We start from the raw sequence: 15,366 nt of genomic DNA on the forward strand, positions 1-15,366 counted from the left end.
CTTTCGGCTGGTTTCTCGTTTCATCCACCGCTGGCAATTACTGTTCTTCGGATACTTGATGTACTTTCCCGAATGGAGCAGCGTGTCACCATCAAAGCCATAATCGATATAGCCGGCATGAGGCACATACTTTCTTGTGACAATGCGCATGAGCGCGTCATTCTTGCGGATGCGCATTTCTCTTCGATACGCAGAGCCAGTTCGCCTGGATGACTGCCCGGGAGCTGACTCAGTCAGTAAATTCTCGATCTTCTCGTTTAACTCGATTTCGGTCATAGGCTTTACCATTTGGAACAGTTCTTGTGACAGGAGAAATACCATACCAGCTACCGCGCTGCTTGGCATGTTGCTCCTTTTGCGCTTTCTTGCTCTACTTTTTGAGCGGTATCATCTGTTTCATTGGTAAGAACACCTCCATTGTCTCGAACGGTTTGAACTTTCTTTTTAAGATCCTCGCAGAATGTAAGGTAGTCAGGATGCCCGCACAGGAGCATCTTGTTGGGCAATTCACGGATCGCTGCCAGGAAAGCATCGACATCACGCTTCCAGCACTTGCACATGATGACGCGATAGGGAGCATTCGGGCAAACGAACTCAGGGCCGAACCCTACTCTGACCTGATGCTTGATAAAAAGCTGGTCTGCAAGGTAATCTGCTGTATCGATAATTGCGAAGTAGTTGTGGAAAAATGAAAACTTTTCGATCGTCCAGCAGCAGGATTCATTGTATTCTCGACTCACGATCGGGCCTCCTTATGTGACAGTTTCTTTACAAAATCGAGTTTGCTCTTGCTTTTTGAAGGTTCTTCCAGTATTCTGAAGTACTCCCGTTTAGGAAGACTCTTTAGATGGAGGCGATTGCCATGAATATGAAGCAGTTTCCGGTCATTGATCCGATTGCGACCGGAAAGAACATCATCCGTCTTCGCGTCGAGCGCGGGATGAGTGTCCGCGACCTGCAGGCATACTTCGGTTTCGAAGAGCCACAGGCGATCTACAAATGGCAGCAAGGAAAGAGCCTGCCTTCCGTTGATAATCTGTATGCTCTCGGCGCGTTGTTTGAAGTACCGATGGAAGACATCCTGGTATCTCGGACATCACAACTGAATCTGTTTATTTGTGAGCAGCAGGCCGAAGCCTGCTGCTCGCCTCTATTTATGGGAGAACTGCTCCGACTATCACGGATACGGCAGAGAGCCAAGATCGTTTAGACCATTTTTGCCAAGGCCATGCGCTCGCTGGCTCCCTGAGGAGCGAGGGTAGCATGCCTCAACGTATGAACGGCTCAAAGGCCAGCAATATCAAGATAGGAAATCTATCTATATCCAACAGAATAGGGAGATGTGAGGTGGCAAGGTCGAGATTCGGCGTTAGCGTATTCACGATATGGTGAAACAGCGTTGGGCGCTGATGGATGGGAAGACGGTTCGTAGCATCCGTTAACAAGACGGATCATGTCTTCTTTTGGAGCTCAGAATCAACCGAGCGGCTTGTTTTGATTTGCAGCACTATAGTTCGTCTGCAACTGAACCGGTCGCCACGTTCTCTTCTTCTGCCGCATCCGTGATAGTCGGAGCAAAGTCGCAAGGGCTTGGTCAGCTTAATGCTGACATATGCGCTTCAAAAGCCTCCGCGAAAGTCTCGTTCACATCGAACGGAGCTTCATACTCCACCGGGGTGTTAACTAACGCAGCATCCAGAGTGGCAGAGGTCTCATCGGACTTCTTGCTCAGATCAGCGCACATTTTCCGGATCTTATTGCGATCGAAATTGATGGTGGTCACACGCTTGACATCGCAGCGGTAGGAGACCTGATTTCCCTCGTTGTTGAACCGATAGCCGACTCCCCCGTTAGAGATCAAAACCTCGCCATTGCGCAGGCCGGCCATGTGGCGGAGCAGAGTGGAGATCTCCTGACGCTTCCCATTGAGGCTCACTTCGCCATCCAGGCCAGCGCCAAGAGGCAGGGACGCCTTCGCCTGATGGATTGCGGCGCTCAGCTTTTCCCGCTCGTCCAGGAGGAACAGCAGGAATTCTGCCATCTCGGTGATATTCTCGCTATACTCGGTGGAGGGGGCCTCCATAGTGACCTCATCCTCCACCTCTGCCATGACCTTGTGGCGGAGATAAGTGTTCTGTACCTTGGTAATGTTGCCATTGTTGCCGAGGATGCTCTGCGCATCGGCCATCATGGACTGCAGCTTATTCTGAAAGCGGAAAGCTTCTTTGAGATTCATATCGCTCACTCCTTGTTCTTGTCGTTGATATCATGATAACCTTGTTTTTTGAAATTGTCATTGAACTGCTGGTTTAATAGCAACAAAAATAGAACGAGAGGTCAAAGCCTCTCGTTCTAATATGCGGGACTATTTTCCAAGCACGATCGTTGCTTCCCCGTTGGGAGAGATATCAACATGCATGGTTTTAATGTACTTGTCATAAAATTGGTTCTTCTCTGCGGTCGTCATGTCAGCTCTGGTCGCTCTACAGGCCTCATCCAGAATATCTCGAACATTAAGGTGAAATGCCTGGTCGAGTTTCTGGCGAACCTCGCGAAGTACTGCCGCAACCTTGATATCATTACTGTTACCAGTACAAAAATCGTCGATATAGCAATAAGAAATGCCAGCATTGATCAACGCATTTTTGATGGTCGGACTGCATTTCTCGCTTTCTACCATCACGAAGAACCGAACCTCAGGCATTGCCGAAATCAGCCCCCAATAGTCGGAGTCGCTGGATACAAGAATGAACGAGTCCACATTGTTCTGATAATACTCACGGCAGGTCCCGGTGGTCAAACGGATGTCAACAAGTGACTTGTTTTCTTTGATGCGTTCGATCAGGACATGCTCAATTGGAATTTGGGTGAAGCGCTCCAAAATCTTCCACGCCGATGTGGTATGAATATCATCATAGAGGATGATTTTACAAATCTTATTGAGTAGTGCTTCCTGATTAAGATTGTTCAAGGTTGCGTACAGTTTGTAGGGATCGGAGTTTTCACAATCCACCACAACGACGACGCGCTCACTCTTGTCCAGGAACTTGTATATACCAGCCTTTGTGAGGTTACCGGCATCAGACACTTTGCTCAAGTCTGTGAAATAATCCGCATTGGCTTCATATAAAAGCGAAACAAACTTCTTGTCATTGTAGAGGATGTTGCCAGAGTCCATGTAGGACCAATTGATATAGACTTGGTACGGGTACTTATTTTTGTTGGCGTAATAATCTGCCGCTGCTGCCTTGATGCCCTTCTCGTTGAGGCCATCCGGCATGAGGAAGAGCTTCCGGACATATTCCCACTTCAGCCATAATGGAAACAGCGACTTGCAGTTGTTGATGCGGTTGCTGATATGCTTATTGATATCTACAATATACTGGGCAGGCAAAGCTCTGGATCTAACAATCGTAATACCATCCTGCATGAGTTCGTTCAGACTATCCTGCGGAACATACTCTGGAAGCGAGTGGAGATTGCACATATCGAAACGCATACGGTTATTGATGGCTTTATAATTGAGTTCCAAAGCCGTTCGAATCATGCAGAGGTTGCGCACGATGCGGGCATTCTTGTCTGCGTGTAATTTCTCATACCATTCCATCTTTGGTGGTTCATATTCGTTTTCAAAAATGCGCTTTTGGACTCCGACTAAATAAGCCACCTTTGAAACAACAGTATAAGTACTGCTCTCATAGTCGGTATATGCTTTTCTCGGGTTCCGAGTCGCTGCATCATCGCATGCCTGGTTATTCATAAAAGCCCCCTATTCCACGGGTCACGGTACCGCTAAATACTGCAAAAGCTGATGTTTCTTGCATTTAGAATACCATATTCAAGGGCTTCTGTCCATTGGTGCCGATAATTAACTGACCGAGATATTGGTCTGTCCTTCGTTCTCCCACTCAAAGAGCTCGGGCAGGGCTCGTGGCGCATAATCGCGAGAGCGAGTGCCCACAATGCGAGCTGATGGATCGTTCTCCACAAACCGCTCAGGGCGCTGCTCTAAGATGAAATCGATCCACGCGATTGCATTCTTGCACTTGCGCCGGCGCACACGGGCATCGTGCAGAAGTTTATAGAGCTGGTATCCATGTGAGGCATCCAGGTTATAGAACTCCGCTGCGTGCTCGATGTCTTCAATCTCCAGCTCCGCCTTCCGCTGGCCGGTCACCAGTGTTTCTCTCTGGCATTGGATGGTGTGAATGAAATCGCTGAAATTCTTCAGCCGTGTCAGGTAGAATTCAGGCGTCAGTAGCTCCAGTTGCAGATCAGGATTTTCGGGATTGGGGTTTGAGATGAAGATGACCTTATACTTCAGGTTTTTCATCGCCTTTGGCAGCAAAGAGCAGTATTTCTCTGCCGTCTTCTTATTGTTGAATGTATGCGCGCGATCGATATAGGCAGTGGTGATCATCTGATTGTTGCCGATAATCTCCACATAGCTTTTTCCATTGCTGATAATCCAGGGCATATTTGATCCTCCTTCGTCCGAATAGAAATAGAGAGCGCACATGATGGTAATGCCAGTTCTGGGTGTTTGGTTGAACATGTCCTCCTATGTAGTATTGATATAGAGACATCAGGTGGTTCTAAGGGCGCGTAGGAGTTGTGCACGAGCCACCTGCGCGGTCTGCTGTTTCACCCCAGCTTTCAAGTATTCAATGGCATCATTCCACTGAAAAAGTGTGTATTCTGCGGCATCAAAAGTCTCAAGAAATGCGGCTAAACGGGATCGACCGTCAGTGGACAGGAACCGCAGGTAAGAGAGGTATTGTACTTTCATGAAGGTTGCTGCTTCATCAAGTAGACATGGAGTGTGATTGGTCATATCGGAGTTCCTCTTGCAGATGCAACGAGGTCGCACCCTCTTTCTTTTCATTTGTGCCATATAGTTGGGAGGCATCGATGTGATCGCAGCGAAACATCGTACCATCGGACATATAGATTTCCGCTCTGCCATTGGATTCCATCTCCACACGGATAATGTAGCTGGTGTTAACAATCGCGATACCGAGGTTGATAAATCTACCCATGTTTGACATTCCTCCACTTGTTTTGGAATAGAAGGCCGCTGCCAGAGCAGCGGCCTTCGTTATTTACTTGGTTGGAACGAATCCGGTAAAACCGGTATGGCCTTTATTGGCGATTCGCTCGATGTCTTTGTCTGTTGCAAAGACGAAAGGCTCAATTTTGCCGTCAGACATCAGCATTACAAAAGCGCAGGGGCAGATTTCGCTGTCGCCATCATCATCCAGATAGACAGCGCTGACGCCCTGGCAAGGGATGATGGAACGAATGGAGTTGTAGTCATTGACTTCGTCGTGAAGGTCGATCTCACTGTGGAAGTGCTGACCATCTTTGGTGAGGATGATGCATCCGCCATCTTCCTTGGGAATGATGCGGGCGATCATGTCGCTGTTCAGCAGCTCACCTTTGGTACCAATAGGTAAAAACTTGCTCATGATAATACTCTCCTCATGTTCAAAAGATCAGCCCCGAAGCGTGAGCTCCGGGGCTGGCGGGGGTTATAGGAAACGACCTCTCTCGAGATCAATATCCGGTCTTCGGCAGCGGCGTGGTATTGAAGCGACGGACGGTAGTGACCCAGGTGGTCTTTGCCGTCTGCCACTCATTGAGATACTGGCCACCAACATCGGCACGATTGATGATTTGGTAGCCATTGCTCACGGTACCAAGCACCTGCACACGCATGGTAGGCTTCACAACAGAAGAGAAGCCGCTGGGCACCGTGCCAAACTCGAAGCGGACATCGGTAACATACTCGCCCTGCACGAGCCGCAGCGTAGCGGCATTCAGGCTCAGGGAATAGTTGTTGGAGGTCAGCAGGTTACTGGCCAAAGTCCGGTAGTCATTGAGATTGGTCTTAAAGGTGACCTTATAGTACAGGCGCGCATTGTAGGTACCCGTGCTGATGCTGAGCGCACGCGTCGCATCCGTAGGAATGCGATCATGCCAGAAGAAGTGGTTGAGCGCGACATTGGAGGTATTGGCAATACCGGAGAAGTCATAGCTCATGGCCTGACCGGACTGCACTTCATAGTTGCCGCTCTTCTTGATGGTCACGCCTAGGGCCGCGGGCTTATTGTAGGCGGAGAGTTTGATGATCTGACTGGGATACTCGATCTCAGCTTCCATCTTCTCGCCACTCAGCTGATAATACTTCGGTGCGGACACCTCCGTCACGAAGTAGCGGCCAAGAGGCAGGGGGCCAGAAGCGGCAACGCCACGCGCGTCTGTCACGATATAGCCAACAACCTTGCCAGAGCGGGCCTGCGTGATCTCAAACACAGCGCCTTCCAACGGGGTGCCAGCAAGCTGACCTGTGACGGTGTTGTCTTCCGAGCTATACTTCCGGATCTGGATCTGACCCGTCACAGCACTATTCTCCCACTCGATCTGTGCGCATTTACCGCGTTCGACATAGACGGTCTTATACTGCTCATCGCGAATATAGCCATCCGCCGCCTCCAGTTCACGCAGGTAGTACTTTCCGGGTACCAGCTCATCATCAATGTAGATGTAGCCGTCCTGATCCGTCGTGTATTCGCCGATCGGGTTCTTCCCAGAATCATAGAGTACGAACTTGACACCATAAATGCCTGCACCAGTCGCTGCATCGATCTTGTGAATCATGATAGAGGCCATGCGCTGGTTGGTGATCTCCACCGTGGTGGTCTCTCCATCCTTGACGCAGGCATTTGCCGGTGTGGCATCCAGCGCATAGCCATCAGCTGCCTTCAGCTCCGTGATGGTGTACCATCCATTTTCCGCGTTGGGAATGCTGATGACGCCGTTGCGGTCAGTCGTGTAGGTGCCAAGGATCTCGCCGTTGATCTTCCGAACCTCGAATTTGACACCCTTGATGCGTGCGCCGGTGTCTTCATCGGATTTGATAATCTGGAGGCCGCCGGCAGGTCTGTTATAGAAGGTCAGTGTCTGAAGATCATCGGGATCGATTACGACGGTCTGGGATCTGGTCTCTTCATCGATCACATAGCCGGAGATGGTCTTCGTCTCTGTGACGACCAGCGTGCCAACGATGCCGCTGATCAAGATCTCACCGTTTTCGTCCGTCCGATAGATCCCGTTGGAAGACAGCTTGCCACCTTCATCAGGCACATAGCTGCCATCGGCGTAAGCCACACGGAACTCAACGCCTGCCAGAGGCTTGCGAGTAACACTGTCCAGTTTCACAATGCGCAGGCCGCCGAGAGGCTGATTGCGGAACTCCACCGTCACGACCTCGTGGGAGCGCACTTTGACGGTCTGTGGCGTGTCGTCCAGGACATAGCCGGATTTTGCACGCACTTCCTTGATGACCAGTGTAGTGTTGGGATCAAGGCCATCGATCAGAATGGTGCCGACGCTATCGGTTACATACTTACCGTTTCTGTTGCCCACGACGGTGCCGTTGGACTCTGTGACCATGAATTCCACATCGGACAGAGGCTCGCGGGTAATTGCATCAATCTTTTTAATCAGGACACTACCCTTGGCCTCATTCCCGAAGGTGACGGTGATGACATCCTGTTCGTTGCCACTCAAATATACCGTCTGAATATCGTTTTCGCTCAGCACATAGCCGTCTGGTGCGGAGATCTCCTCAATGACATAGGTGCCAGCCTTCAGACCTGTGAGGATGAAAGTGCCGTTGGAAGAAGTCTGACGCTCAGCGATGACTGTGCCTCCAGTACCGGAGGTGCCGCCAAGGAACCGCACGCGGAACCATGCACCCTGAAGAGGATCACCGGTGCTGGAGTCTACCTTCTTGACGATGATGGCGCTCAGGGGGGTGTTCTCAAAAGTGACGACCTTGCCGCGCCCCGCTTCCACATAGACCTGCTGGGAAGTGGGATCTTTGATGGAATAGCCCGCAGCAGGCTCCAGCTCGGTGATGGTGTACCAGCCGTCATCCAGCTTATCGATGAAGAACTGACCGTTCTCATCCGAGTAGTAGGTACCAAGATCACGAATCTCACCGGTAGAGGTCTTATCGGAACGGAAAGTAACATTGAACTTCGCACCCTTAATGGGATCGCCGGTAATGCTGTCGATCTTATTGACTGTCAGGGTGGGCTTGGGATAGTTCTGGAACTGGACGGTGCCAGTCCTGTTGGGAAACAGCGTGATCATCTGATGTGCTTCGTTGAGCAGATAGCCATCGGGTACTGACTGCTCCCAGATCTCATAGACACCGGGCATCAGCTTTTCCAGATAGCAGCGGCCATTCTCGTCAGAGGTCACGGTGGTCAGTGTGGAAGAATCCACACGCTTGACGGTAAAGGTCACACCGGCGACAGGCTTTCCAGTAATGGCATCAGTTTTTAGGATCTCCAAATTGGGCATCCGATCATTGGAAACGACCAGTTCGCTGTTCTGACCGGGGAACAGCTCCACATGATACTCACGGGAGTCCTTCACATATCCTTCCGGAGCATCCATCTCCACCACGGAGTAAATGCCGGGTTCCAGATCGGAGATGTTGATTTCGCCCTTGGTGTCAGTTACGCGATCCAGGTAATGCGAGCCGTCCTCAATCCGCGCAATTCTGAAGGTCGCACCAGCGAGGCCGAGGCCGCTGTAGCTATCCAGCTTCACCAGACGGAAGCTGGGCTTCTGGGTGTTGGTGAACACGAACTGGGCATTTTCGTTACCGTTAATCTGGATGACACGAGTGGCGTCATCAATCAGGTAGCCATCCGGCGCGGCCAGCTCCGTCACCTTGTAGGCACCAGGCTCCAGATCGGTCAGGTCGATCTCGCCATTTGCGTCGGTGGTGTACTCCTTGGAGAAGGTACCGCCGACAAGCTCAATACGGAACCGCGCGTTGGGCAGAGGCTCCAAGGTGGTGCTGTCCAGCTTTACAAGATGGATACCCGGCTTCTGATCATTGAAGAAGATTAACTCCAGAATGCCATCGGAGCCTTCCAGCTCAATCTGCTGGGGAGTGGAATTGATGATGTGAGAGGAGTCGGTAGCGACTTCCTTTACAAGGTAGGTGCCGGGATCCAGATCGGTTAACAGGATCTCGCCGAATTCATCAGTCTGGAAGGTGCCCAGAGACTGTGCATCTTTGGAAATTTCAAAGGAGATATTGGGCAGAGCCTCGTGAGTCTTAGAGTCATACTTGATCACACGCAGGCCGGGTTTCTCCTCGTTCACGATAGGAATTTCCACAGTGTCGCCGGAGATGACGGTTGCGGTATAGACTTCATCGGATTTGATATAGCCGGCAGGCGCTGCGATCTCCTGGATGCGGTAAGCGCCAGGCTTAATCTCGGTGAAAACAGCAGCACCGGCATAATTGGTTTCTCCGGTATATACGGCACCGGACTCAATGTGCTCGATTCGAATCACGGCACCGGGCAGCTGCATACCGGAGTCGGAGTACTTCTTCACCATTAGGTTGCCATACGGAGCATTTTCAAAAGTTACCGTAGCCTGCTTGCCGTACTCAACTTTGACATTCTGGGCGGGTTCCTCGCTAAGCAGGTAGCCATTAGGGGCTTCGCGCTCATAGACGGTGTAGTTGCCGGCCAGAGTAAGAGGGATAACGATTTGGCCCTTGGAGTTGGTGGCAAAGGTTCCGACCGATGCGCCTTCGGGATCAACCACTTCAAACATCGCGCCCTTCAGGGGGATGGTCGTGCCTTCCTCGTACTTGAGGATTTTCAGGCTGGTCTCGGTGGGTTCCTCTTCAGGGGTGTCGGTGTAGTTGCTGTATGCCGTCAGAGCCAGAGGCGTGGTCGGATCGGTATCGCACATGTATTTTTGCAGGTTGCCATACTTGTCCTTCTCGGCGCACACAGCGTAGTAGATGGCGTACTTATAGACATTGGTACGAAAGCTCAGTTGGACGCTGCCGCTCTGTCCATCGACTGCGCTGGCAGGATACAGGACCTTGAACTGTCCGGCATATCCCTTTCCGGTGGCCTTGGTGGTGATGACATCAATTTCCTTGTTGTCCATATCAACGATCTTCGTGCCGGCAGGAACCGCAGAGGGATCGCTAAAGGCAACATTTACAGCGTAGTTGCACACCCAGGTTTCAGAAGTGACCGTGAAGATCTGCTGGAGATATTCCTGACCATTGATGGTTGCAGGATAGGCGGTCTCCTGGTCGGCTTCCACCGTGACATTAGGAGAAAGGACAGTGCTCCATACGGTGCCGCGACGGTAGATATCCTTCACGGCTGCCAGCATCTTATTGGCACGCTCCAGCTCCACTCCGGTCAGATTGGGGTTGACCTTCATGTTGTTGATATCCCAGTTGGGCAGCAAGTACGCCCAGAGCGCCATTTTGGTCGCATAGTATGCCTGATACTTATTCTCCAGCTTGAGTTCGCTCAGACTGCGATGGGGATAGCCATTTGCAATGATGCCCATGACTTTGGGATCACTGCCGATTTCGTTGGCGAGGTACTTGATGCTCTCACCGGGAGCAACAGTCTGAGGTACACCCTTGATATTGGGGTTGACGCAGTACGCAGGGATTTCTTTCGTCTGACCGTTGCGATCCACATAGTTGTAGTAGGTATAGATCAGCTCACGCACTCTGCCGTTGATCGACAGGTAACTGAGCTTCTGCTCGCCGTTGTAGATGTTGACTTCTCCAAGCGCCTCTTCGACAGAACCGGCTGCCAGAGCTGTGCCTGGAAACATACCAAGCATCATGACAACTGCGAGAAGCATCGAAACAACTCGTTTTTTCATTTTGATTGACCTCCGTGCTTATTATCGTGAATGCATAAAGCATTCTTGGGTTGGATCGGTATGGAAAAAGGCAGTGTGCGTATTTCAGCACACTGCCTCCGCAGGGAACAATATTCAGTTTTCATTTTACGGAGATGTAATATTCCGTGTACTGGAAGGCTCCGTCACAATAGACATCCCATGACTCAAAGGCGTACTCGCCGGGAGGGCAGGAATTGAAAAGTTCGACGATCTGGTCGGAACGCCAGGGCCAGAAGCTGTTGGCTGCCACGCTTTCGGGAATAGACAGCTTCACGGTCACAAGAGGGCTGCCATCCGCTCTGGTTACGGGCTTTCCGTTCTGCCAGGTCTGCGGATTGTCGCCGATGGCGTTATAGAGGGTGTACTGCATGCGACGGGTCTCAAAGAGGTTGCGCACGAACATGTACTCCTTACCACCGGAAGTGAAGTGGTTCGCCTCGGGTTCGGGCAGAGTCGGCTGATCCAGCAGGCTCCAGTCACAGGTGGGGTCCGGCAGGGTGTCAGTTTCCTGCGTAGCGAACATACTGTTCTGGTACTTGCTCACATCGGTGATCTCATACACATAGCCGTCGCTGCAGGGGATCTTGTCGCCCGCCTTGGGCTCGGGCATGACATCCGCCTGTGTGTAGTCAGCTTTCTTAGCTCCCACTGCCACGCTCTGCGTCTTCGCGGGAGCTGTGCCGGTATACGGCTTATCGCTCTCAATCTGGACACAGCCGTTGGTGCTGTCCCAATGAACATTGAAACCAACCGCCTTGCCGATATCGCGGAGCATCACATAGTTGTTGCCGTTGATAGCGTATGCGGTCATCTTCACTTCCTGACCATCGACAAAGAACCGATGGCTGCTCAGCTCAGCAACGACGCCGGCCGCATAGGCCACGGAGCCGCCAAAGAGCATGGTGCCGACCAGAAGACCGGCGATAAAGGATCCGATTCTCTTCATTTTCTTTCACCTCATCAAGTGTATTCCAGCCACTCTCTGCGGGGGAAAGGCGTAGGGATGAATTACTGATTGCAGTAGGCCTGGAGGCCACGCAGGAAGATGTCTTCCTTGGTTGCCCGCCTGTTCTTAACCAGATCTCTCATCTGGTCATAGGACTCGCGAGGCAGGCGCAGCCGAATGGCTACGCTGGACTCGGTGGGGATGGGCTTGGTACGACTCTCACGATTGCGGGGCTTATTGGTTTTCATAGTGTTCCTCCAGTTCATTTATCGAATCTCTACTGCCTGCACGCACAGACGCAGAGAGGGCTGGTTAGCGATACAAGTGATCAAGGTAATTCGGTTATCTCCCATCTCATTCAGATACGAATAGTCGGTATAGGAGATGGACCCGACAAAAGTCACTTGGTAGGTCTTGGTGCCGATCGCGGTCTTGTACTCCACGATGTCACCGATCTTCACATTCTTCAGCTTAGCAAAATAGGCATGGCTGCCACGATTGTGGCCGAACAGACCAATGTTGCCGGTATAGATGCCAGACGAGGTATAGTGACCAGCTCCTTTGGACATTGAGCTGTCAGTAGCGCCTTCATACACCTTGCAGCTCAGGCTGACACGGTCAATCGAGACTTTGCCGATGCTGCCATCTTTCTGTTTCAGATCAGTAATGGTGACAGAGGGCTGATACGGAACTTCGATTAGGCTGCCACCAGAGATGATGCTGGAATTGCTGAAATCGGACTCCGGATATACAGTCGTTGCGGATCCACCGCTCAGGCCATACTGGATACCGCTGCTCAGATAGGGGTTATTGAGCGAGGTCTCCAGGAACTTCTGGCTTAGGCCGTACTGGATTTCTGGAATGTCGTAGTCGATCTGGTTGCGGGCACCGTAGTTGTAGCCGGCATCATACAGATCCTCGTAGTTGGTGCTGCCGTAGTAGACGGGATTGGCCGAGGTTTCGAACGAGTAGTCTGCGGCACTGGCAGAGCTCGCCATGCCGAGGGCCATAGTCAACATGCAGCACAGGGTCAAAATGCGTTTGAGTTTCATACGGGTTCCTCCTCAGTATCGGGTTCACCTTCCTGAGTGCCGATATCGACCTTGAACCAGTACTGGCCATTGACCGTGCCAACAGTATGCTCGACTGTGTTGTCATAGCAGTGGATGGCGATGGTCTGGCCGAACAGCTTCTTTGCGACTGCCTGATCCACTTCGACTGCGATCATACCTTCCGGAATATCCTTCAGGCGATCGATACGAAGTTCGGGGTCTTTGGTCTTCAGACGCAGTCGGCCGCACTTTTCATACTCGTTGCCTTTGCCCGTCGCTTTGTAGACTGTAGTATTCTTACGAAGCGTGAGGACGAGGAACAACAGTGCGGCCAAAAGGGCGGTTCCGCCGATAATGGAGATCACCAAGACCGCACCTTTGAAGGTGGGTTCCGCTTTCGTCGGTTCAATCTTGGTGCCCAGGTAGGTTACGGTATAGAGAATGCTGGAAATACCAGAGGATACGACAGTGCCTTTGTATTCGGCGGTCGTAATATAGCCAGTTGCGACGGTAGAACTGGCAGAGCCCGAATAGGTGGCTACCGCAGAGTAAGTTGCCGGGACGAGCTCATCGCCGACCAGAGCAGTACTCTCAACGCTCCAAGTTACATTGGAGAGGCTCAGAGTTCTGCCATTCTTCTCTACGGTCTTATCGATGTAGGAAGAATCATTTCGGTCGAGGCCGGTGTAGTTCTTTGTCGCTGTCACAGTATAGGAACTGCGCTTATAGCCGGCTGCCTCCGTTTTGAGAGTGCTATGATCGAGCGAAAGTGTGCCGGAGGAGACTCCGTCATCGTACTCGATCGTAGGTTTCAGCTCAGCAAGGATATCTTCGAGGTTCTTACTTGCGGTTGTGACAGTGACAACCTCGGTATGTGCGTTCTCTTCCTGGTAGCGCTGCTCTTCTTTGACAATATCGCTCATAGAATACAGGAATCCGTCATACTCGAAGTCGTCTTCATACAGGTCGGAGGGATCCTGATCCGGAAGAAGCGTATAGGTCTTGATGGCAAGCTGCTGGCCGTTCAGATTCTGGTAGGTGACATCGTCCGGAATGTACGATGTCGCGCTCGCTCCCATCGTCATGGATACTGCGACGACAAGAATGAGCATCAATGATGTGATTCGCTTTTTCATGGTTTTAACCCTTTCATAATTTGAGGCGTTACGCGACCGGGTCGGTCGGATACTCACCTGTAGTAAGGCGGCCTTTGCCGCGCTTGTACTCGCTGATGCATTCTTTCAGCATGGTAAGGAGGTCTTCATAGGTCAAGCTCATCGATAGCCAAAGGCATTGCCGGTACATATAGATCATGCTGTCATCCGCCAGGAAGACGGAATGCCAACCTGTGACCGACACCAGATTCAGCTCATTCGCGATGCTGTGCATCTGTTTCTCATTGATATCCGCGAGCAGAAGTTTGTCTGCAACTATGATGGATAGGATGGGATAGCTTCGGATCATGGAGACAAGGACGATGCATTCGATATCATCGTCCTTGTGGATGGCAACGTATGTGTCACCATACTGCTCCACGATATTGAGGCATGACCGAATGACCTCCCTGCAGTGTTCATCGATCGCATCGCGGCTGCTGGGAGAATAGTTCATGTTGGGTTACCTCAATCTGGTATGGCGCTTAATGATTCTGGTGATAAATCCAAGCGCAATACCGTTTTCTTCATCGACCCTTGTGACGCGGAAACTGACCGTATCCAATCTGCTGGGCATGTCGATGGAGCGATACAGCTTCGTTTTGGCATTGACACCCGCTTGAAGACGGACGAAGAAAACGCGGTCTTTCACACCGGTAACAACGCCGAAGTAGTTGGAGTTGGGGACGATCTTCTCCAAGGCTGCCCGATCCGGGTTTTCAGAGGCGTCCTTGATTGAGAGGTTGACTGCGTAAGTGTCACGCTGCTCGTTGTATGTCACATCGAGAACTCTTGCGACAACCAGATCGCCTGTGGAGTGGAGATCCGCAATATCAGAAAACCATTCCCAGGACACGTTGCGTGCGTAAATTTCCGTATCAACGCCGCACGCTTCTACCATCATCGTGTTATTCCCAACGGTAAGGACTCGGCATGCCATAAGGATGCCGGGCTTCACACGCCCTGAAGCGTAGTAGCGCTTTTGCCGTTGCAACATGGCAGCTTTACGGGACCCGATTGCAACGCGCTCTTTGAAATCGACACCAGCTGGGATAAAGTCGATCGTAGCGCCAAGCATCCGCCCAATTTGGACTCGGACACTTCGAGGGATCGGTTCATCTTCTGGCCATTCGATCAGAGTCATCTCGCGAACGGGGATTTTGACACAGAGTCCCTCGAAATCAATGGGAACGATTGGCATGCCATTTTCGGTATAGGTCATCCCTGCGCTTACGATTCCAGTCAGGATCTGCTGTCTTCGCACTGCGCCAGCAAGATAGCCCCATTTCGCTTCTTCACTATCCTCGCGTGTGACGCCACGTTCCAGATCATTCAGTTCAAGAAGATCCTCACTACCCTGACGGCGTGGCATCTGTGCAGGGGCCTTTTCAACAGGGATGGTTTCCTGAGCGGTCTCTTCAACGGCTTCAGTAACTTTCTTCTTAGGCATTTT

The 15,366-nt window shown here is 51.4% G+C and carries 15 protein-coding genes; 1 reads left to right on the forward strand and 14 read right to left on the reverse strand.

Annotation, left to right across the window (positions count from 1 at the left end; genetic code table 11):
• Positions 1-326: 326 nt before the first annotated feature.
• Complete coding sequence (locus tag H8S55_RS06480) at positions 327-740, reverse strand: hypothetical protein (RefSeq protein WP_186878277.1); 414 nt, start codon at positions 738-740, stop codon at positions 327-329.
• A 107-nt stretch (positions 741-847) separates the two neighbouring features.
• On the opposite strand from H8S55_RS06480, the gene H8S55_RS14485 reads away from it, so the two are divergent.
• Positions 848-1,210, forward strand: a complete 363-nt coding sequence (locus tag H8S55_RS14485; RefSeq protein ID WP_349148286.1) for a helix-turn-helix domain-containing protein — start codon at positions 848-850, stop codon at positions 1,208-1,210.
• Positions 1,211-1,594: 384 nt separating this feature from the next.
• On the opposite strand, the gene H8S55_RS06490 is transcribed toward H8S55_RS14485, so the two are convergent.
• The 13 genes from H8S55_RS06490 to H8S55_RS06550 all read right to left on the reverse strand — a co-directional run bounded on the left by H8S55_RS06490 (position 1,595) and on the right by H8S55_RS06550 (position 15,363).
• Positions 1,595-2,236, reverse strand: a complete 642-nt coding sequence (locus tag H8S55_RS06490) for a hypothetical protein (RefSeq protein WP_186878278.1) — start codon at positions 2,234-2,236, stop codon at positions 1,595-1,597.
• 129 nt (positions 2,237-2,365) lie between these two features.
• Positions 2,366-3,760: an NYN domain-containing protein gene (locus tag H8S55_RS06495; RefSeq protein ID WP_186878279.1), complete on the reverse strand. Its 1,395-nt coding sequence runs from the start codon at positions 3,758-3,760 to the stop codon at positions 2,366-2,368.
• A 108-nt stretch (positions 3,761-3,868) separates the two neighbouring features.
• The gene (locus H8S55_RS06500) at positions 3,869-4,477 is read right to left on the reverse strand and encodes a hypothetical protein (RefSeq protein WP_186878280.1); all 609 of its coding nucleotides are present in this window, start codon (positions 4,475-4,477) and stop codon (positions 3,869-3,871) included.
• A gap of 108 nt (positions 4,478-4,585) precedes the next feature.
• Positions 4,586-4,834, reverse strand: a complete 249-nt coding sequence (locus tag H8S55_RS06505; RefSeq protein ID WP_147561742.1) for a hypothetical protein — start codon at positions 4,832-4,834, stop codon at positions 4,586-4,588.
• Complete coding sequence (locus tag H8S55_RS06510; protein ID WP_186878281.1) at positions 4,806-5,039, reverse strand: hypothetical protein; 234 nt, start codon at positions 5,037-5,039, stop codon at positions 4,806-4,808. Before H8S55_RS06510 ends, H8S55_RS06505 begins: the two co-directional genes overlap by 29 nt.
• A gap of 63 nt (positions 5,040-5,102) precedes the next feature.
• Entirely contained in the window at positions 5,103-5,468 is a 366-nt protein-coding gene (locus H8S55_RS06515) for a hypothetical protein (RefSeq protein ID WP_108979806.1), read from the reverse strand.
• An 88-nt stretch (positions 5,469-5,556) separates the two neighbouring features.
• A complete protein-coding gene (locus H8S55_RS06520) occupies positions 5,557-10,740 on the reverse strand; it encodes a SpaA isopeptide-forming pilin-related protein (protein ID WP_186878282.1) in 5,184 nt (1,727 codons plus the stop codon).
• Positions 10,741-10,861: 121 nt separating this feature from the next.
• Complete coding sequence (locus H8S55_RS06525; RefSeq protein ID WP_186878283.1) at positions 10,862-11,707, reverse strand: stalk domain-containing protein; 846 nt, start codon at positions 11,705-11,707, stop codon at positions 10,862-10,864.
• A 62-nt stretch (positions 11,708-11,769) separates the two neighbouring features.
• Positions 11,770-11,955 carry a hypothetical protein gene (locus tag H8S55_RS06530; protein ID WP_108979809.1) on the reverse strand — a complete coding sequence of 62 codons (186 nt, stop codon included), beginning with the start codon at positions 11,953-11,955 and terminating at the stop codon, positions 11,770-11,772.
• 18 nt (positions 11,956-11,973) lie between these two features.
• Positions 11,974-12,759, reverse strand: a complete 786-nt coding sequence (locus H8S55_RS06535) for a class D sortase (RefSeq protein ID WP_186878284.1) — start codon at positions 12,757-12,759, stop codon at positions 11,974-11,976.
• On the reverse strand, positions 12,756-13,895 hold the full coding sequence (locus H8S55_RS06540; protein WP_186878285.1) for a hypothetical protein: 1,140 nt from the start codon (positions 13,893-13,895) through the stop codon (positions 12,756-12,758). The genes H8S55_RS06535 and H8S55_RS06540 overlap by 4 nt, the downstream gene beginning before the upstream one ends.
• A gap of 28 nt (positions 13,896-13,923) precedes the next feature.
• Positions 13,924-14,370, reverse strand: coding sequence for a hypothetical protein (locus tag H8S55_RS06545; protein ID WP_186878286.1), 447 nt, complete (start codon positions 14,368-14,370; stop codon positions 13,924-13,926).
• Between the two features lie 6 nt (positions 14,371-14,376).
• Complete coding sequence (locus H8S55_RS06550; RefSeq protein WP_119347380.1) at positions 14,377-15,363, reverse strand: hypothetical protein; 987 nt, start codon at positions 15,361-15,363, stop codon at positions 14,377-14,379.
• Positions 15,364-15,366: the final 3 nt, after the last annotated feature.

It is taken from the genome of Flintibacter faecis, from assembly GCF_014287875.1.
Taxonomy (GTDB): Bacteria; Bacillota; Clostridia; order Oscillospirales; family Oscillospiraceae; genus Lawsonibacter; species Lawsonibacter faecis_A.

Bases quoted from the DNA above. Each gene is read 5' to 3' on its own strand.
- H8S55_RS06530 (WP_108979809.1), bottom strand. From the start codon at position 11,955: ATGAAAACCAATAAGCCCCGCAATCGTGAGAGTCGTACCAAGCCCATC.
- H8S55_RS06525 (WP_186878283.1), bottom strand. From the start codon at position 11,707: ATGAAGAGAATCGGATCCTTTATCGCCGGTCTTCTGGTCGGCACCATG.
- H8S55_RS14485 (WP_349148286.1), top strand. From the start codon at position 848: ATGGAGGCGATTGCCATGAATATGAAGCAGTTTCCGGTCATTGATCCG.
- H8S55_RS06520 (WP_186878282.1), bottom strand. From the start codon at position 10,740: ATGAAAAAACGAGTTGTTTCGATGCTTCTCGCAGTTGTCATGATGCTT.
- H8S55_RS06495 (WP_186878279.1), bottom strand. From the start codon at position 3,760: ATGAATAACCAGGCATGCGATGATGCAGCGACTCGGAACCCGAGAAAA.
- H8S55_RS06515 (WP_108979806.1), bottom strand. From the start codon at position 5,468: ATGAGCAAGTTTTTACCTATTGGTACCAAAGGTGAGCTGCTGAACAGC.
- H8S55_RS06540 (WP_186878285.1), bottom strand. From the start codon at position 13,895: ATGAAAAAGCGAATCACATCATTGATGCTCATTCTTGTCGTCGCAGTA.
- H8S55_RS06490 (WP_186878278.1), bottom strand. From the start codon at position 2,236: ATGAATCTCAAAGAAGCTTTCCGCTTTCAGAATAAGCTGCAGTCCATG.
- H8S55_RS06550 (WP_119347380.1), bottom strand. From the start codon at position 15,363: ATGCCTAAGAAGAAAGTTACTGAAGCCGTTGAAGAGACCGCTCAGGAA.
- H8S55_RS06545 (WP_186878286.1), bottom strand. From the start codon at position 14,370: ATGAACTATTCTCCCAGCAGCCGCGATGCGATCGATGAACACTGCAGG.
- H8S55_RS06500 (WP_186878280.1), bottom strand. From the start codon at position 4,477: ATGCCCTGGATTATCAGCAATGGAAAAAGCTATGTGGAGATTATCGGC.
- H8S55_RS06505 (WP_147561742.1), bottom strand. From the start codon at position 4,834: ATGACCAATCACACTCCATGTCTACTTGATGAAGCAGCAACCTTCATG.
- H8S55_RS06510 (WP_186878281.1), bottom strand. From the start codon at position 5,039: ATGGGTAGATTTATCAACCTCGGTATCGCGATTGTTAACACCAGCTAC.
- H8S55_RS06535 (WP_186878284.1), bottom strand. From the start codon at position 12,759: ATGAAACTCAAACGCATTTTGACCCTGTGCTGCATGTTGACTATGGCC.